This window comes from Bacteroidales bacterium, assembly GCA_026418905.1.
In the GTDB taxonomy this organism is placed as follows: Bacteria; Bacteroidota; Bacteroidia; order Bacteroidales; family DTU049; genus JAOAAK01.
Genome location: JAOAAK010000004.1, coordinates 14,242 through 33,925 on the forward strand (window position 1 = coordinate 14,242; position 19,684 = coordinate 33,925).

Below are 19,684 nucleotides of genomic sequence, written 5' to 3' on the forward strand. Positions count from 1 at the left end.
AATATCTTCTATGATGGAAGAAAAAGAATATTTTGCTCATCCTACGGCAGTTATTGATGAAGGTTGCAAAATTGGAAAAGGAACTAAAATATGGCATTTCTCACATATCATGACCGGGTGCGAAATAGGGGAAAACTGTAACATTGGACAAAATGTAGTCGTCTCGCCTGCCGTAAAATTGGGCAGAAATGTTAAAGTTCAGAATAACGTTTCAATTTACACAGGTGTAATTTGCGAAGACGATGTTTTTTTGGGTCCTAGTATGGTTTTTACCAACGTTTCTAACCCCCGAAGTGCTATCGTGCGACGTGATAAGTACGAACAAACAATCGTTAAAAGAGGTGCTACCATTGGTGCTAACGCCACCATAGTTTGCGGAGTGGTAATTGGAGAATACGCTTTTGTTGGGGCTGGAGCAGTCGTAACTAAGGATGTTCCACCTTATGCTCTGGTAGTAGGTAATCCAGCTCGCCAGATTGGGTGGATGAGTGAATATGGACATCGCTTATTTTTTGACGAAAATAACTTGGCAGTTTGCCCTGAAAGTAATCAAGTATATGAATTAAGAGATAATAAAGTCATTCGAATCAAATGAGTTACAATTTTGCTCTTATTGGTGCGGCAGGCTATATTGCTCCACGTCATATGAAAGCCATCAAAGAAACTGGCAATAAGTTGGTGGCAGTTCTCGATCCTTATGACGGTATTGGAATTATTGACTCTTATTTCCCTGAAGCCGATTATTTTTCCGAACCAGAAAGATTTGATAGGCATCTCTATAAACTTCGTAAAACTGAAAATAAGATACATTACGTCAGCATTTGCTCACCCAATTACCTTCATGATGCTCATATTCGACTCTCACTAAGAAACGAAGCACATGCTATCTGCGAGAAACCACTTGTTCTCAACCCATGGAATTTGGATGCACTCGCAGAATTGCAAGAAGAAACGGGTTATCATATCTATAACATATTACAACTTAGACTTCACCCAGCTATACAAGAACTCAAAAAACAAATCGATCAGTCTCAACAAGAAAAACATACCGTTGACCTCATCTACATAACAAGTCGAGGAAAATGGTACGCATGGTCGTGGAAAGGCGATGAAAAGAAAAGCGGTGGTATAGCTACAAACATTGGAATTCACTTTTTCGACATGCTTATCTGGATTTTTGGGAAAGTCAAACACCACGAAGTATATCTCTATGAATCGAGCAAAGCCGCAGGGTATATGGAATTAGAAAAAGCTCAAATAAATTGGTTTCTTAGTATTGACGCACAAGATCTTCCACCTAATTTATCTTGCAACAAAAGAACTTATAGATCTATCATCGTAGATGGCAAAGAAATCGAATTTTCCGAAGGTTTCACAGATCTACATACAGAAAGTTACCGAAACATTCTTGCAGGAAATGGCTTTGGTATTGAAGATGTAAGACCTTCTATTGAATTAACTTATCTTATTCGGAATAGTAAAGTCTCCTCCTCGGAAAAAAAATTTGTTCAATTTAGTAAAAACAAATTTATATGAACCAAACTTTTGAAAAATTGTTAGCAGGAAATGCAAAATTATCGGTGATTGGTTTGGGTTATGTAGGTTTACCCATAGCTCTTGAATTTGCTAAGTACATTCAAGTAATTGGTTTTGATATAAAAAAAGACCGTGTAGAAAAATTACGAAACCATATTGATCCTAATCGTGAAATACCCTCCTCCGACTTTGAAAACCGTAAAATCTATTTTACTTCAGAGGAAGATGACCTTAAAGAAGCTATCTTTCATATCGTTGCAGTTCCAACACCTATTGACCGCCATAATATGCCTGATTTGACCCCCTTACTTAAAGCAAGTGAAACTATAGGAAGAATCATTAAAAAGGGAGACACTGTTGTTTTTGAATCCACAGTTTACCCTGGAGCTACAGAAGAAGACTGCATACCTATTATCGAAAAAATCAGTGGTTTAAAATTCCCCGATGATTTCAACGTAGGTTATTCTCCTGAACGAATAAATCCAGGTGATAAAGAACATACGTTAACCAATACGGTTAAAGTTGTTTCCGGAAACAATTCCGAAGTGCTAGAACTCATTGCAAATGTTTATGGCCTTATTATCAAAGCAGGAATCCACAAAGCACCAAGTATCAAGGTAGCCGAAGCAGCGAAAATTATTGAAAATACTCAACGTGACATCAACATTGCATTGATGAATGAATTATCCATTCTTTTTAACCGTATGAATATCAATACATACGATGTACTAGAAGCTGCTGGAACCAAGTGGAATTTTCTTAAATTTTCTCCTGGATTGGTTGGAGGACATTGCATAGGTGTCGATCCTTATTATCTTGTTTACAAAGCACAAGAATATCGATATCACCCTCAAATCATTAAAGCTGGTCGTTTTGTCAATGACAGCATGGGTTTTTACGTCGCCAAACAAACAGTAAAAAAGCTCATTGCTGCCAATCGCAATGTGCTTCAAAGCCGCGTACTTGTCATGGGTGTAACTTTTAAAGAAAATGTAACCGACATTCGTAATACTCGCGTCGTCGACATCATAACTGAACTTCAATCTTATGGTATCCACGTCGATGCCATCGATCCTCTTGCAGATCCCGAAGAATTTAAACAAGAATACGGTCTTACCCTTGAACCCTATCCAAATGGAAAATATGAAGCTATCATTGTTGCCGTAATGCATGAACCTTATAAAAAACTTACAGAAGAAAAATTAGCCGAATGGCTTGTCGATGAAAAGGCAATCGTGATAGATGTGAAAGGTATTCTTCGTCATAAAATCAACAACTTCTCTTATTGGTCTCTATGAATAAAAATAAATCTACTATCCTCGTTACTGGAGGTTTGGGCTATATTGGTTCTCATACAGTGATTGAACTTATTCAACATGGGTTCGATGTAGTTATCCTTGACAACCTTTCCAATTCAAGTATCGAAGTATTAGACTTATTGTATGAAATAACAGGAAAAAACATCCCATTCTATAAACTCGATCTCAGCCAAGATGATTTAAGTATTTTACCTGAAAATATTGATGGAATTATTCATTTTGCTGCTTTTAAAAATGTGTTCGAGTCTGTAGAATACCCTCTACTTTATTATCAGAATAATGTAGACGCTATCTTTCGATTGTTGAATTGGATGCAAAGCAGAAACATAAAAAAATTTATATTTTCTTCATCGTGTACGGTATATGGAGAAGTAAAAGAATTACCCGTAAGAGAAGAGACGCCTTTTAACTTTCCACTTTCTCCTTATGCTCATACAAAACAAATAGGCGAAATAACCTTGCAGTATTTTATTCGTTCTTACCCTTCTCAGGTTATTTCTCTTCGCTATTTCAACCCTGCTGGTGCTCATCCATCAGGGAAAATTGGTGAAATTCATTATAAAGTTCCTCAAAACTTGTTTCCTTACATTACTCAAACTGCCTACGGAATTCGTCCTAAACTATACATATATGGCGGGGACTACCCTACACCAGATGGAACTCCCATACGTGACTACATTCATGTCATAGATGTAGCTCGAGCCCATGTATTAGCCTACGAATATCTAGACCAACTACCTCTCCCCTCTTATGAAGTTTTTAACATTGGAAGTGGTAAAGGATATTCAGTTTTACAAGTTGTTCAAGCTTTTGAAAAATCAACTGGGATCCGAGTACCGTATGAAATTACTCATCGAAGACCAGGTGATGCTGCTATGATTTATGCAGATACTAGTAAGGTTCAGAAAGTTCTTAACTTCAAACCCATTTATACGCTTGAAGATATGGCCTTTGACGCATGGAAATGGGAACAATATTTTAGAGAAAAAATAAAAAAAAATGAATAAATGCATTGTAATTACAGGTGGTGCTGGATTTATTGGTTCACATGTAGTAAGACACTTTGTTAAATCCTATCCCGACTGGACTATTGTCAATCTAGATGCTCTAACCTATGCAGGGAATTTAGAAAATTTGAAGGACATCGAGCATTATTCCAACTACCATTTTGAAAAAATAGATATTAGAAATTTTGAAGCTGTATTTCAGGTATTATCCAACTATCAGCCCACAGGTATTATTCATTTAGCAGCTGAATCTCATGTAGATCGAAGTATTCTAAATCCTATAGAGTTTGTTCAGACAAATGTGATTGGAACAGTTAACTTGCTAAATGCCGTTTTACATATCTGGAAAAATAATTTTGAAGGTAAAAAATTTTATCATATATCTACTGATGAAGTGTATGGTTCACTTGGTGAAACTGGCTATTTTACCGAAAAGACCCCGTATGATCCTCGCAGTCCCTATTCTGCATCCAAGGCCTCTTCAGATCATTTTGTAAGAGCTTATTTTCATACTTATGGATTACCTGTTATTATCAGTAATTGCAGCAACAATTATGGACCTTATCAATTTCCTGAAAAACTAATTCCTCTCATGATCAACAACATCATTCATAAAAAACCCTTGCCAGTCTATGGGAAAGGAGAAAATATTCGAGATTGGATTTATGTCGAAGACCACGTCGAAGCTATCGACTTAATCTTTTTTAAAGGTAAGATTGGTGAAACCTATAACATCGGAGGGAACAACGAATGGAAAAATATTGAGCTAGTTAAGCTATTATGCAAGTTAATGGATGAGAAATTAGGAAGGCAACCAGGAGAAAGCGAACAACTGATTACTTTCGTTAAAGACCGTGCAGGACATGACCTTCGATATGCTATTGATGCTAGCAAAATTAAACAAGAATTAGGCTGGTTCCCCAAAACTCCTTTTAACAAAGGTTTGCAGCTCACGATCGATTGGTATTTAGCAAATGAAGAATGGCTACACAACGTAACATCAGGAGAATATCAACTTTACTATCAAAAAATGTATGGACAACGTTAAGCTCAATTATTCTTTTCTTGTAACAGGAGGAGCTGGCTTTATAGGTTCCAATGTATGCGATTTTTTGCTTCATCATGGTGCAAAAAAAGTTGTCGTCGTAGACAATATTTCCACCGGTTCTTTGTATAATCTTCAGACTATCCTTGATGATTCTCGTCTGCAGTTCGTCCAAACTGATATCAACAATGTTCGAGAATATGAAAAATATCTTTATGACATTGAAATAGTTTTGCATTTTGCTGCTCTTGGTAGCGTTCCTCGATCAGTCGAAGATCCCTATGGAACTAATCAGTCCAACGTTTCCGGTACTGTTGCTCTTATGCAAGCTATTTCAAAGCTTTCTATTAAACCTTACGTTATTTTTTCTTCTTCTTCTTCAGTTTATGGCAACGATCCACATATTCCAAAACGCGAAGATCAACTTGGAACTCCCTTGTCACCATATGCCGTATCTAAACGCTCCACAGAACTCTATTTACAGGTATTTTCAAACCTTTATGAAATTGACATTACAGTTTTCAGGTTTTTCAACGTCTTTGGTAGAAGGCAAAATCCTAATGGACCCTATGCTGCGGTGATTCCACAGTTTATTCTAAAAATGATCCGCAATCTTCCCGTCACTATCTATGGCGATGGAAATCAAACTCGAGATTTTACATATATTGATAATATCTTGCATGCTATTGCTCTTGCCATAATTAAAAGACCACAAGGTTTTCACATCATGAACATCGCTGGTGGGAATTCTTACTCTGTTTTGGATATGTATTACGTGCTTTGTGATTATCTGAACTATAAAATCAAACCAGTGTTTGCTTCTCCACGCCCTGGCGATATTAGACATTCCCAGGCAGATCTTTCTATAGCTCAGTCTACTCTCCAATATATGCCTCAAGTTTCCTTTGAAAATGGACTTATCTTAACCGCCGACTGGTACAAAAATCACATGAATGAATATGTTATTTCATAACAAAAAAAAGATTTATCCTCCACCTTTTCAGATTGATTTTCACAATCATATTTTGCCAGACGTTGATGATGGTTCTCGCAGCCTCGAAGAAAGCATTTATCTTATCTCAAGCATGAGCGAACTTGGGTATCGAGCGATCGTTTTCTCTCCGCACATTTCTATACACAATCACTCCACGAAAAAAGAAAGCATTCTCTCTCTTTATCAACAAATAACATCCCAGCTCAAAGTAAAATTCCCACACATTCATTTTTTGCTCTGTGGAGAATATATGATGGATATAGATTTTCAAAAAACTTACGAAACTTCCTCATTGCTATCATTCGGGCTAAAACGTTATGTACTTATCGAATTTCCTCTCTATCATTATTCTGAGATTTTCCTACGTCACCTCCAAAATTTGATCTTTTCAGGTTACTCTCCTATCCTTGCTCATCCAGAAAGATACTGGTATATAGAGTCAGACGATTGGTTTTTAGAACTTCATCATGCTGGTGTGATGATGCAAATTAATTTTCTATCACTGATTGGATATTATGGTAAAGATTATCAAAAAAAAGCTGAAAAAATCATGCAAACCTTACCCTCTTTCTATCTCTGTTCGGATCTCCACCATAGTGAACAGATACCCCACATTGACTATTTTTTCAAAAATTATACGTTTTCAGAATCTATTATTCATAAAATTGAAAACCAGAAACTATACGAAGAAATTACGAGTGAACTTATTTCTCCCTAGTTTTTAGTAAACTCCACCAGTTCTCTTCTTCCCATGCGAGCTTTTGTATCCAACCATAAGGTAAAATTTTCCATTGATTTTCACCTTGTTCAAGATATATGAAAGGAAACTCCATGCGTTGTAACTTATTATAAAAACTTTTTACTTCTGGATAACTCTGATAAAGTAGTGGTAAATAAATCCAAGGACCAGCATAAAAGTGAAGCGTGCTATCCTCCTGGTAACTTGAAACCCATTGTAATGCAATGGGGACATCATAATGCTGCCAAGTCTGTGCTAACCAAAATGATTTATATTTTACCAGAATTCCCCTGATATTTTTTGTAGAACCTTTTTCAGATGGAAGTCCACTTATATCTGGTCTAGAAGAAGTTGCAAAATAAATCTTTCTAAGTAAAGGGTCAGCATATGTAGAAAGATTTCCACTTTTAAACCACGCGTCCATTTTATCAGGCCATGAATAGCCATCAGATGATCTGAAAACATCTAAATAAAATGATGTATCAATATAGAGATAAAAAGTTTTTGAATCAATAATTTCAGTCTGATCAATAAAAAAAACCGTGTTACTTTGATCGTACAACTGGACATAGGTTGTTCCATCCATGTGTGTTTTTTTTACTTCCCCTTGCGGAGAACCTTGTACGAATTGACCCTGAAACATGAGTATTCCATTAGGAAAATAGATGCTTCTTAATCCTTCATATAAACCTCTTTTAAAATGACTTATTGAATATTGTTGCCTGGTATTTTTGTAAAATTCAATGGCCTTACCTTCTTTGGTGCCATATCGAATTTTAATTTTTCCCTCTATTTTGGCCGAGAATTGTTCCTCTAAATCTTTTAAAAAAAAATATCTAATATGTCCTCTTCCCCACCACACAAAACTGCCAGGTGAGCCATACAGTTTTCTAAAAAAAACATATCCTCTCGGACTGAAATATAGAATTAATTTGCTATCATTGATTTTGTTTCTAAAAAACCAACGTCCTATTCGATGATGATTTGCAAGATTTCCTGAACTGATGAGCTTATTCTTATGATATCTCTTAAATTTACCATAAAATTTCCCATTCTCCATAAAGAAAATGATGGAGTCTTTTCCTTCTACGTACGTAAATAATCCCGTTGTTTTAGGTATGCTTTGTATGATGTCGAAACTTAATTCGCGTATAGGCTGAGAATAAGAATAAGATAAATAAAAAAATAAAGAAAGAAAAAGAAACCTCACAAAGTCAAATTTTTGTATTTATTCTGCAAATCTCTTTCAATTACATATTGAGCAATGTACAAAGCCCTCTTTTTACCTTCATCTTCGGTTATATCATACTCTACATTATTTTCAACATAATACAAACGATATAATTTATCAATAAGGTGCTGAATGCTATAACGGATTTTTTCATCGTAGGTGGCAAAATCAGCACGATTAAAATCAAATAGGGCCCGCCTGTAATTTTCATTTTTTGAAAAAGGTTCCAGTGTGTTTTTCTGAAGATTGAGCATGTAATTTTGATATAACTTATTGAAAAGTTCTGTTTCAAAGAGATTTTTATTTTGTAGTTTTATTTCCTGGGCCAGTGTTTTACTGACAAATTCTTTACGTACTTCATTTCTCATAGAAGAATATGAAGCTTCACGTCCGTAAAGAAAAATTTCGATACCATTCCACCAATCGTCAGAAATAATAATCTGCTCACCAGTGTAGGGAGACTGAAACTCTTCGCCCTGATCTAGCATTAGGGAAAAGAGATAATCGGCTATTTCATTCTTAATTTTCAGTTCATTTGGCTCAAACATGGCTTGACGTACTTCTTGTAAAATATTTATTTCATAGATCTTTATTAAGTCATCAATAAAAGATGGAGGTATAAGACTACGAGTTTTTTCAGGAAGAGATTGAAAAAACTCTTTAATCATATCCATAGTAATAAAAGGCTCATCCTCGTAGCGTTGAATAAGATCACTAAAAAGAACAAGTGATTGTCTGCCAGAAATTCCAGTTTTACCTTCTTTTTCAGCTTGATTCAAAATTTGCAATCGAACTTGACGAGTAAAATTTTTTTCATCTTCGTGCCTTAACCAACGAGGAATATTACCTCTATAAAGCTCCAGCCGTAGCAACAACAAATTTTTATCAATGAATTGAGTATAATAATCAACGCTTTTTAGCCATTTCCGCATTATCTCCATGTCGGTGGAAAGCCTCGTGCTGATGATAATTCTGGCAAAATTTTCTAATACTCGTGGTAAAAATTTCTTTTTGATATTCGTACCAAATTTGTTTTCAAAAATTTTTACTTCAGTTTGATAATCTAAAACATAAGAAACTTGCAAGGAAACAATTCTGTCCTGGAAAGAGGGAATATTTTCAAAATGTATCCGATCTTCTGGATTAATTATTCCAACAAACAAGCTCAAAATCCGTTCTTCTAGATTCTCAACTTTATGTACTCCATCGGAAATGATTCCATGCAAATTCAAAAAGCGATGAATGTTGTTTTCTTTGACATCCATTAAAACGTATATGCCATTGTTGGAAAACGCATAGTCAGAATATTTGAAAGATACTTCGTCGCTTTTAAACAAACGATTCAATGCTTCTTCGACGCGTGTGTTTCTAAAATAGTTTTCGATACTTTTATCTCCAGGATTCCAGATCACTATCCCTTTGCCAAGAGAACGATCAAATACCATTGGCCTAGCATAAATCATTGTAAAAACATCCATGGGATTTTCAAGATACATGACAAGTTGATCGAAAATGGTCCTGCAAATTGGACAGGGTTGTGCTTTCAGAAGCCACCTGTATGAAGCTTGACTCAAAAGTTCAACTAATTTTTGGCCGTTCCCAAGTAAAGATTCTAAAAATTCGATTCTTGTTTCCTGAGGTATGAAAAAAATAGGATTATCATTGTGGGGGCAAGCAAACACATATTCATCTTGAAAACGAAAACTTTTATGCTTTTCACCGTTTTCTAATACGGATAATTTAATTCTCCAAAGAGTAGTATAGATGGTTCCTTCTGGCCTTCGTGAATAATCCTGAAGCTTTTTCAGAAGGTTATTTAAAAAAGTAGACTTTCCACTTCCTGCAGGACCTTCGATCAAGTAAATTTGATTTCGATATCCTCCTGTTTGTAATCCTTCTATGAGTTTCATAAATCGATTAGCAAATAGTCTGTCAGCAAAAAATGGCTCATCTACATCTTTTTCTAGGAGATTCTGCATATCGTAATGTAAAAAGCCTACCGAATCAGGTGTTTCTGGATATTCATCCTTTCCTTCAGGAACAAACGTCCTGACCATGTCGTGAAAATACTGAAAGATATTCCTCAAATGAATTTGTGGAGCTTTGGCAACCTCACTTAGAAAATCATTGTAAGTTAAGCTAATTTGCAAATCTTTCTTCTCGTTGACGAAGTATTTTTTCAAAATAAGGTCTAGTTCTTTCCCAATTTTGAAACACTTATCTTCTCCTGAAAGATTATTTTCTTGAGTCATAGGAATGTCTTTTGAACTTTTCTATCCTTACACGAATATAAAACAGGGCGGTATGAATACGATATGCCTTCATCAGATTTTTGTTCGCGTGATTTATTAACAACGATTTCCGTGGTTTCTAACTGTACCTCGCTACCCCATAAATAATTGAGCCCAATAAGCACCTCAGGTATGAATTCTTGAATGAGTTGCTTTCCTTCGAATTGATGAACAAGGTAAAGTAAATTTTCATTGGTTTTTTCTGGATGTGGATAAATAACTGGGGGATGATAAAGATGTTCTATGAGCATGTTTTTATAATCTTCAGCATTACGACTTTTAATATAATACTCGATAACCCCAGCGTCTTCCCTGATTCTTTTACCCACAACAAATAAATTATGTTTATCCACAAATTCCTGAGTTACAAAAGTTTTTATAAACATATAGTCATTAAAATATTTTCTCACGTTAAAGATAGCATCTTTTCCTTTGCCAGTGTTCAGATTGAAACTTTCTCGTTCATGAGCAAATTTTAATTGCTGATACTGATATGAAAACTTTCCCTTTTCTGCACATTCTTCGACGTATTCAAAAAGCCTTAGGCCAATAGCATAAGGATTAAGTCCTACTCTTGATAGCGAAGTTACTTGTGCGTTGAGCTTTGCGTAGTCCACTTCATGTCCTTGTAGGTAAGGATCTTGTCTGAAGAGATGATCGTGCCAATAGCTTGCCCAACCTTCATTCATAATCTTAGTACGAATCTGAGGTGCAAAATAGAGGGCAGTATTGCGAATAATCATTAAAATAGTTTTCATCCACTGATTGTTTTCTTTTTTCAAGAAAGGACTATTTTCTGATATAAATTCTAGTAAATCTCTACTTTTTTGCTTGCTCACAAAATTTCTAAAATGCGTATCAAATTCTGGATATTTCTTCATTACCTCACCTGAAAAAAATGTTAAGCCTATATCCTGCTGGTTTTGCACAATAGCATTATATTGTTCGAGTTCTTTATGAATTTCGAATTCATTTAAACCTATTACATCAGGTAAGAAAACATTGAAATAGTATTCGACCTGATGGGGCAACGAACGTTTATTCAGATCCTCATCCATCAAAATACCATAATCATAAGCTCCCACAATATTATCAATGCTTCTTGCAAATTCTATAACATAATCCACCCAACGTCCATAACGAGATCGTAAACTATTGATGAGTCTTTTTTCGGCTAAAGCGACACCGACAAAATCATCATTCCAGGTATGTTTAAAATATTGATTGTTTTGAAAAAAATCAATGTGTGCTAGAACGTGGTAGAATATCATCACATTCATCCAGTCTGGATTGTTATCATTATAAAAAGATATAGCAGGTCTCGAGTTAATTACAGTCTCATACGGATTAATAGGGTATAATTTATACTTGGCATATTCTTTTAGAACCTCCACATCATGAACCCAATAATCATAAAGGGTAGGAATCATAATCTTCGGACTCAACTCCAACAAATCTTTGTTGGTCACAATGTACTCAAGTGTTTCAGGATAAAATGAAAGGCCAGCCTCACGAGCTTTCACTTTGCATCGTTCCATGATAGCTCTTGTTCTCTGATCAATCAAATACATGCTTTATATTTTTATTCACTTACTAATTTTTTAATACTTTCTATCAAACGATTTTCATCGGCAGTTTCTGATTGAAAAACATCCATTCGAATTTCTTTGGGTCTAGTTTTGAGGAACTGGGATCGATCTAGAGTCTTTTCTACTGTGGTAGGTTCTTCCCCTGTCCAAGAATTCTTTGCAATGGCAATCCCAACTCTGTTTGCTTTCGGCAATAGCCGACTTAATTCTTGAATAAGTTCCTTTCCATTGGTATCCCAATCATCACCGTCCGTTCCGTAGAAAACATATATATTGTAATCTTTCTCGAGACGTTCCTGCTCGATGATATCGTTGACAAGTTTAAAAGCAGGAGCAACACGAGTCCCGCCAGCTACTTGCAAATTAAAGTATTGATGGAAATTTTCTACCTCTTTGGCCTCAGTGTCATGTACGATAAATCGAGTAATAACATTTTTCTGATATTGATACATCAACCAACTAAAGATAAAAACATGCAACGTCACTATAGTTTCAGCTGGCTTCCCCTGCATAGACCCCGAATAATCTCGAACAAAGAAGACCACAGCTTGATTCTCAAAATCCTTTTCAGGGGAAAGAATTCGATAAACAAGATCGTCGGGACCAATCAACAGTGAAGAAGTATCTATGGGCTCTCCGGGAACTATCCTACCAAGCTGTAGGTTGGTTTCAACAATTCTACGCAAAGTAGCTTTTTTGTCCAATAATTGACCAAAACGTCTGTTTCGATCCGTTAAATCATATGTATATTGTGTGAGACTTCTTTTTTTTCCTTTGGGCTTAATGTTAGGAAGATGAAACTTTTCAGTAAGTATCTTTCCTAGCTCATAGGCGCTGGTACCCATTTCATGTTCTCCCCCATCGCCAAGCCCTGCACCCGTACCTTCTCCTTCCTGAGGTTGAAGTGGTTGTTGTCCTAATACTTCTCCCTCTTTGCCATCTCCTGAACCACCAGTGGTTTGTTCTTCGGTTATGCTGTCATCGTGATAAAATTTGGGTTCCGTTGTCGTAGGAACAATAATCACTTGGTCTTCTTTGCCTTTACCTCGCTTTATGAGCTTACCCAACCGAATTCGCCTGTGAAAACCATCTTTTTCTCTTTGCTTGTCTTGTTCTAGAAGTTCTTCTAAAGTTTTGACCATCATTCTTCGATCAAAACTTACACGTAAGCCCATCCATTTTGCATCGTGATGATCATGAAAAGACATTTCTTGTATGAAGTTATATAAGCAGTTGTTTTTTTTGTCTTTCATAATAGATATTTAATCTTTATCGCTCTGAGTGCAGAAATATTCGATGGTTTTCTCAGCACATGTTTTACAATAACCCAGTTTATTAATCATAGTTTCCATAATCCTATTATAAAGTCGGTTGTTTTCTTCGTTGTTTCTGTTGGACAAAGCTCCTACCAAGCTGCCCGCTCCTGCTATATCGCTTTCCAGTCGAACGTCAGTTACCGCTTTGACCAATTCGTTGTTGTCCATAAAATTGTAGTTAGGATCGGTAATCATTTTTTGTCCATAAATTTTAATGATGGTTGTCCTAAAGCTTTGTTTCTGCTCCTGTGTCTGTAAACCAAGCCGCTTTTCTACGCTATTAATAAAAGATTCATCAATTTTGATAGATACGAGTTGTTTAGTTTGTGGATCTTGATATGTCCATATTTTATTAGGACCAAGATTTTTTGCTTCCAGGCCAACAATCATGTTTACATAGTTCATTACGTCTTTTTCTATAGCTTTGGGTTCGTTCATGTATGCATTAAACATAGATGTCATTATTTGCTTACGATAAAGTTTTTTGGCAAGTTTGATATCATTGAGAAACTTCTGACGATCTTGTTGGTCTTGAACGTAATCGATGACGACCTTTTCCAGTGCTTTGAAAACGTCGTAAGCAAACATACATTCACCTTCTTGTGTTTCGCTTTGTTCGAGTAAAATTTGAATGGCCCGCCCCAGGTTACGATGCCCTAAACCCTTTTGTCCCCATCGCTTAGAAATGTCGGGATCTGTATTAAGTTCATTAATAACCTCAGCAAGGGTTCGGATACTTTTCTCTCCTGCCACTTCTCCTGCTGCTAGCTTCATCATTTCAATTTGAGTTAGTTTTTCATGAATAGGTATTCGGGTTAAAATTACAGCTGTTGAGAGTGCCTCGACAAGATTAGGATCTATATGCAATTGCTTGCCAAGCAGGGTGGTTTTTTCAATACTTCCGAGAGCATATTGAGTTAATTCTCGCTGCAAATGCAAGTTGGTGTTATGGGTCATATAAGTCAGACGACATCTGTCAATGATAGGAGCTTGTTCCTTTTCTTCTTGAAAACGAGCAAACTCAGCAATATTAGATGTCGCAATGATAAGAGTATCAAGCGGCCACTTATACCCTTCAATCTCAATGGTTCTATTTTGAATAACACCTAAATACACTTGAACAAGGTCACGTTTATTTTTAAAGATTTCATCAGCAAAATGAATTCCACCGCCGGCTACCCGAGCCAGCGCCCCTCTACGCAAATCGAATCGATAAGGATTATCCGCATCAGCCAGGTGTAATAATCTCGCAATACTTTCATCCCCAAGCAAATCAACAGAAGAACTTGTAATTTTATCCTTGGCAGCATATTTTCCTGTCAACACACCACGGCTTTCGCTCACTTCCACCGGAACTACTTCGATGTGTTTCAATGTCTCTTCTACACTACCATAGTAGTTGAGCATTTGCTTATATATGTAGTAACTACATGAACCAAGTGGTCGATAATTTTTATAGACAGTCTCAATTTCTTTGCTAGTAAAGCCTTGTTTTTCAAGAAATGCTATGTTTTCTTCTTTTGTATCGTAGAGATTGAGTGCTAGTATCATCGGATCCTCGTAGGTTTGACTTTCGATTTCTTCTATTTTCCCATATCGCCCAAGGACACCTAAATCTTTAAATTTGAAAGTATATCGTCGATTTTCAGGTTTTGAGATAAATGCCCTATATTTTGCACTGAGAAAATCGACAAAAAAAGTTTTACCATTTCCTGGTTCACCAATGAGTACAAAAGCCATTTCTGCTGAGCTACCACCATCAGCTGCATCTTTGACAAAAGAAACAAGAGAATTAATTTCCTCATACATTCCAACGATGTGTTTTTTCCCCTCGCGAAACAAAGTAAAATCATACATCATGCGTCCGTTGACCATCACTTTACGCACCCTATCTTCACCATCTAGGATCATTCTGCTAACCGACTGAAAAACGTTTTCAAATCGACGTTTTTTATCTTTGACTAGCTTTACATGTTCTTCTAATGAACATTTAGATAATTGTACTGTTTTGCTCATAAAAAATTTTTATTAATTTTTTATACAAACTTAAGATAAATATTGTTTCATTCCATTAGAGTTTAATGAATACCAAGAATTGGTTGATGAACTTTAATAAAATCTCACTAGATCACAAAAAATTACAAAAACTTCTTTCCGATAAAAACGAAAAACTTTTTTAGAATTAAACAAGCTTACGAAAAAACTCGAGGATAGAAAATAAGTAGAATCTCGTAAACCACGTAAAATAATTCGCCTCATTGGCTATTCCAGTGATTTTATTAGTAGAGACTTCTTACACTTACCATGCAATTTTTTTCAAACAAAATAAACTGAAACAAGCATTTTTTAAATGTAGCTGTTGACAATCATTTGAATGATATGTCAAAAGTTATAAATATCGACGTTGTGAAGAATAAATTTCAATAACTCTATGTTAAAAAATATCACGCAAAACATTCAAATGTGTATCTATAAAAAATTTGACGTAAACCTATTTGCATGGAATGGATTAGAAAAACCTAATATTTTCTCTACAACTTTATCGAAATATACAAACAAAAAAGAATAAAAACATTGAAAAAATTTTTTGCAAGAACATACTTTTTGAATCGATCATATGTTAACATTTTTCTTTTCATTTTAATATACAAAAAGGGATAAAAGACAATAAGTGGAAGAAAAAAATACATTTGTTCTAAATTTGCAACATAAATTCTTGAGAAATAATTCAAAATTGCTAGCATATGTAAGAAAATCACATTATGCGAGGCTAAAGTTAATAGGTTATAGTAAGATGAAACTTTTCATAAACAAAAAAGTATCATTCAAACGTAAACTTTTTTTTATAGTCCTATTATTTATATTTTTAAGTTTTATTTATTTTAAATAGAAAAATATTAATTTTACCACATGAAACTCAAAATTCTTTTCCTTTTGATATTGACACATGGAGGCTGTTATGCATTCAATTTAAATCTTGACACCATTGATAGCTTATTGAATGTTTACACTCCCAAAAGCAAAGATAAGTATCATTTTATGTTACTCAAAGGAAAAGAAATGAAATATGTAAACCCTTTGGGTTCTCTGACCTGTTTTCAAAACATCATTAGACAAAGTTCTGTAGAAGACAAATTTATCAAAGGTTTAGCATGGGAAGAGATAGGTAATATATTTTTTTATCTTGGATTTACTGATTCTGCCTTCAAAGCATACAAAAAATCGTTTGCATACTACTTGGCGGAAAATTGTTACCCGTGTTTTGCTAGTTTAGCACTTGAAGTTGCAAAATATAAAAAAAGATTAGCTGATTATCCTTCTGCTTTGCAATTTTGTCTTATCGCTATACAAATTGCTCAGCAAACAAACCAAATCAAAATTATTGGCAAATCATATGTTTTAATCGGGTCAATCTACTTAATGCAACAAAAATATCAAGAAGCTCTTAAATTTATGCAAAAGGCTATCAGCATTTTCAATAAAGACGAATTTATTAAAGAAAAAATAATGACATACATTAACATAGCTGGAGTCTACAGAACTACTGGTAGAATTGATGATGCTTTTCAAACTCTTCAAAAATCTTACGAAATTGCTTCGAAAAATAATTTTAAACGTGAAATGGCTGTTATACTGAATAATTTGGCTGACATTCATCTCGAACTTGGAAAATATGACGAAGCAATTAGACTTCTTTCAACGGCCTTTAATTTCGAAGAACACGATGCTGAAAATTCTTGCATTTTTCACATGAATCTGGGGATAGCTTATATGAAAAAAAATCAGCTTTATGAATCTGAAAAACATCTGCTTAAATCACTAGAAATACTCTTCCATCTTAAAAATTTAAACCTACTTGCAAAAACCTACGCTTTGCTTTCTGATCTTTATGTTCTAAAACATGACTATCAAAAAGCATATCAATATAAAAATCAGCAAAAAAAATTGGAAGACAGTCTTTGTTTTGAGCAAAACGCACAAATGTTAAAAGCAACCGAAGAAAAATTCAAGATCAAAGAACTTGAAAATGAAAACAAGTTACTTCGCCAACAGCAATTAATAGATCAAATGAAAAGTTCATCACAAGAGAAGAACTTTATAATGCTGGTAGTGCTTTTGTTTCTAGCTTTACTGGCTTTAGGTTTTCTAATTTTCTTAAATCGCATGCAAAAAAAACACGAGCTGACACTAAACAAATATAATAAAGAACTACTCGAAAAAAATGCTTTGCTTGCAAAACAAAAACTGGACATTGCTGAATCGATATTAGTAAGAGACAAATTGTTTAGCATCATATCCCATGACCTTAGAAATCCGATGGCAAGCCTTATTAGTTTTGCAAGAATTATTCGAAGAGATTATCAAAAACTGACTCCAAAAGAATTAGAAGTCCTTGTCTCGGAAATGGAAAAAGTGGTCAACAAAATGTCAGACTTGCTTGAAAATCTCCTCTTATGGTATCGGACTCAAGGTGATAAATGGATATCTCAACCTACAGTTATTCATCTTCAAAACATTATTCAAAAAGTTATTGAATACTACGAAAAATCCTTTCAATTGAAAAACATCTCAGTCGATATCACTTTAGATAAAGAACCGACTATCGTATATGCTGATGAAAAAATGCTCGAAACTATTCTGAGAAATCTTGTTTCAAATGCCATTAAGTATACACCCGAAAACGGAAAAGTTTTTATCTCATCCACAAAACATGAAAATGAATACATTATTCAAATTCAGGATACAGGTATAGGTATGGATCAAGATAAAATTTCTGAAATCATGTCTAATCAACCCATCGAAAGCACACCTGGAACAGCAGGCGAGAAAGGATCAGGCTTAGGACTCTATATTGTCAAAGAATTGATTGATAAAAACAAAGGACGTTTCTGGATTGAATCGACACTCGGTAAGGGAACATCTTTCTATTTTACACTTCCTGCCTTTGAAGACAAAGCATGATAATATAAAGCATATGATCCAATGAAAGCAAAAGTTATGTATAAATCGGGTAAATCTGCCAAAAATGTAAGAAAAAAGTCTTTGTTCCATAAAAAGTAAGGAATTATAAGTAACATAACCTGAGCACTGGTATACAACCAAAAACCACGCCTTCTAAATAGAAAAATTTCAAAAGCACCCCACAATGAAATTGCATAGAGAAAAAGCTTGATGTAGGGATATGACCAATGAGCTTCTAAAGTTACCAATTTAATGTTAGCGTAACCAGGGATTTTTGAAATCCAATCTAAACCTGATGGATAAAGAATCGATATGAGAGAAATAACAATTCCCGTTGCACCTCCAAGTATAGAAAGCGAAGAAAGAAAACGAATGACTAAGCGGTCAATCTTTTTCACTATGGAAGTACTATTTTTACATCATCTACTTGCCAAGCAGAAAATTCTCCTGAATTACCACTCTTACTCATATATTTAAAAGCTATTCTAACTGTATTTCCTGCAAAAGACGAAAGATTTATGTCTCCGCTGGATGTCCACGTTTGACTGTCCTGAGCAGGAAGCGTTACCTGTAATTCAGTCCAAGTCGTTGTTAAGGGGTTACCTGTATAGTTTGTTGTTATAAGTACCGTAAAAGGTTTTGTCGTAAAATTATCCACATACCTTGTCCAGCTCATAAACTTAAGAATGGGTTGAGTTCCTGAGGGAATGGTAATAGCCGGTGAAATAAGATAATCTTGACATGCAGTATCACTTCCTGATCCGTTGATGGTCATACAATTATATGCAGAATTGTAATACCAATCTTTATTTCCCGAAACATTGTAGATAATCCAATTGGTAGGAGTTGTGTAAAATTGTTCATTTAATAGGTAATTCTGTGGTGGATTAGGGTTGCTCCAATTGACAAGATCGTTTAAATCACGCAGGTACAATTGATATGTTCCGTTGTAAATACTGAGTATTCCACGAATGCTTCCGGTTCCCTCCGGAATAGGTGTTGATGCAAAATTTGCATAATTGCTTGTACGAACAATGAGAGTTTGACCATTTTTATCTTTGATAGTTCGGTTGGTAGTTGTTGTTGGTTCAGCAAAAGGTAGACCAGGAGTTGTAAATGAAACACTGTCAATCTGTATTAACATACTGAGGTATGTTGAACTAAGAGACGGAATATCCAGCACAATAGGTTGTGGAGGATTTCCTGGAAAACTATCTTTAAAAATATGATCATTTATCATCACTTCAGGAATCTGGCCAATTCCGTTGTTGTAGATATAACCAAGCTGAATGAGGCCACCATAAGTACCTAAGTATAAATCTTTGCATTTAATGAAAATTCTTTGACCTACTCGAAACATGGTATAAAGACTTGTTTTGTTAATTTTTACCTCTATTCCCCCTGTCTCGTCTTGAATGACTAGTGTTTTATAAAAATTGCCACTTTCATCATTGGCAACCACTATGCCCTTAATAATGATACTGTCGGGTAATTTAATCAAGGAACCCTGATAGAGCGTTTTTAGTTGAGCAATAGTCATGTTTGCAGGAAAATCCACCTCAGGCATGTAGGGTTCTGGTTTATCAAAGTCATCATGAATGCAGGCTGTTAAAAAACAACACAATAAAAATGGTAAAAAAACTCGTTTATTCATG

15 protein-coding genes are annotated in these 19,684 nt (G+C 35.0%); 8 read left to right on the forward strand and 7 right to left on the reverse strand.

The window, feature by feature from the left end; genetic code table 11:
• Positions 1–13 precede the first annotated feature (13 nt).
• Genes N2Z72_01280 through N2Z72_01310 form a run of 7 tightly spaced genes read left to right on the forward strand, consistent with a single transcriptional unit; the run spans position 14 to position 6,619 of the window.
• The gene (locus tag N2Z72_01280; GenBank protein MCX7696309.1) at positions 14–595 is read left to right on the forward strand and encodes an N-acetyltransferase; all 582 of its coding nucleotides are present in this window, start codon (positions 14–16) and stop codon (positions 593–595) included.
• Positions 592–1,536 (forward strand): Gfo/Idh/MocA family oxidoreductase, encoded by a 945-nt coding sequence (locus N2Z72_01285; GenBank protein MCX7696310.1) that lies wholly within the window; start codon positions 592–594, stop codon positions 1,534–1,536. The genes N2Z72_01280 and N2Z72_01285 overlap by 4 nt, the downstream gene beginning before the upstream one ends.
• Positions 1,533–2,834 (forward strand): nucleotide sugar dehydrogenase, encoded by a 1,302-nt coding sequence (locus tag N2Z72_01290; GenBank protein ID MCX7696311.1) that lies wholly within the window; start codon positions 1,533–1,535, stop codon positions 2,832–2,834. The genes N2Z72_01285 and N2Z72_01290 overlap by 4 nt, the downstream gene beginning before the upstream one ends.
• Entirely contained in the window at positions 2,831–3,862 is a 1,032-nt protein-coding gene (gene galE, locus N2Z72_01295) for a UDP-glucose 4-epimerase GalE (protein MCX7696312.1), read from the forward strand. The genes N2Z72_01290 and galE overlap by 4 nt, the downstream gene beginning before the upstream one ends.
• Positions 3,855–4,910: a dTDP-glucose 4,6-dehydratase gene (gene rfbB, locus N2Z72_01300; GenBank protein MCX7696313.1), complete on the forward strand. Its 1,056-nt coding sequence runs from the start codon at positions 3,855–3,857 to the stop codon at positions 4,908–4,910. Before galE ends, rfbB begins: the two co-directional genes overlap by 8 nt.
• Positions 4,897–5,880 carry an NAD-dependent epimerase/dehydratase family protein gene (locus tag N2Z72_01305; protein ID MCX7696314.1) on the forward strand — a complete coding sequence of 328 codons (984 nt, stop codon included), beginning with the start codon at positions 4,897–4,899 and terminating at the stop codon, positions 5,878–5,880. The genes rfbB and N2Z72_01305 overlap by 14 nt, the downstream gene beginning before the upstream one ends.
• A complete protein-coding gene (locus tag N2Z72_01310; protein MCX7696315.1) occupies positions 5,861–6,619 on the forward strand; it encodes a hypothetical protein in 759 nt (252 codons plus the stop codon). The genes N2Z72_01305 and N2Z72_01310 overlap by 20 nt, the downstream gene beginning before the upstream one ends.
• Here the strand turns inward: N2Z72_01310 and N2Z72_01315 are convergent.
• Genes N2Z72_01315 through N2Z72_01335 form a run of 5 tightly spaced genes read right to left on the reverse strand, consistent with a single transcriptional unit; the run spans position 6,606 to position 15,083 of the window.
• Positions 6,606–7,850, reverse strand: coding sequence for a hypothetical protein (locus N2Z72_01315; GenBank protein ID MCX7696316.1), 1,245 nt, complete (start codon positions 7,848–7,850; stop codon positions 6,606–6,608). The genes N2Z72_01310 and N2Z72_01315 overlap by 14 nt on opposite strands.
• A complete protein-coding gene (locus N2Z72_01320; GenBank protein ID MCX7696317.1) occupies positions 7,847–10,123 on the reverse strand; it encodes a hypothetical protein in 2,277 nt (758 codons plus the stop codon). Before N2Z72_01320 ends, N2Z72_01315 begins: the two co-directional genes overlap by 4 nt.
• On the reverse strand, positions 10,120–11,733 hold the full coding sequence (locus N2Z72_01325; GenBank protein MCX7696318.1) for a SpoVR family protein: 1,614 nt from the start codon (positions 11,731–11,733) through the stop codon (positions 10,120–10,122). Before N2Z72_01325 ends, N2Z72_01320 begins: the two co-directional genes overlap by 4 nt.
• A gap of 11 nt (positions 11,734–11,744) precedes the next feature.
• Positions 11,745–13,004, reverse strand: a complete 1,260-nt coding sequence (locus N2Z72_01330; protein ID MCX7696319.1) for a DUF444 family protein — start codon at positions 13,002–13,004, stop codon at positions 11,745–11,747.
• Between the two features lie 9 nt (positions 13,005–13,013).
• On the reverse strand, positions 13,014–15,083 hold the full coding sequence (locus N2Z72_01335; GenBank protein ID MCX7696320.1) for a hypothetical protein: 2,070 nt from the start codon (positions 15,081–15,083) through the stop codon (positions 13,014–13,016).
• An 894-nt stretch (positions 15,084–15,977) separates the two neighbouring features.
• Here N2Z72_01335 and N2Z72_01340 point away from each other — a divergent pair.
• Positions 15,978–18,029, forward strand: a complete 2,052-nt coding sequence (locus N2Z72_01340) for a tetratricopeptide repeat-containing sensor histidine kinase (protein MCX7696321.1) — start codon at positions 15,978–15,980, stop codon at positions 18,027–18,029.
• Here N2Z72_01340 and N2Z72_01345 read toward each other — a convergent pair.
• Complete coding sequence (locus N2Z72_01345; GenBank protein ID MCX7696322.1) at positions 17,993–18,427, reverse strand: hypothetical protein; 435 nt, start codon at positions 18,425–18,427, stop codon at positions 17,993–17,995. The two genes, N2Z72_01340 and N2Z72_01345, sit on opposite strands and share 37 nt — an antisense overlap.
• The gene (locus N2Z72_01350) at positions 18,427–19,683 is read right to left on the reverse strand and encodes a DUF5689 domain-containing protein (protein MCX7696323.1); all 1,257 of its coding nucleotides are present in this window, start codon (positions 19,681–19,683) and stop codon (positions 18,427–18,429) included. Before N2Z72_01350 ends, N2Z72_01345 begins: the two co-directional genes overlap by 1 nt.
• Between the last annotated feature and the right edge of the window lies 1 nt (position 19,684).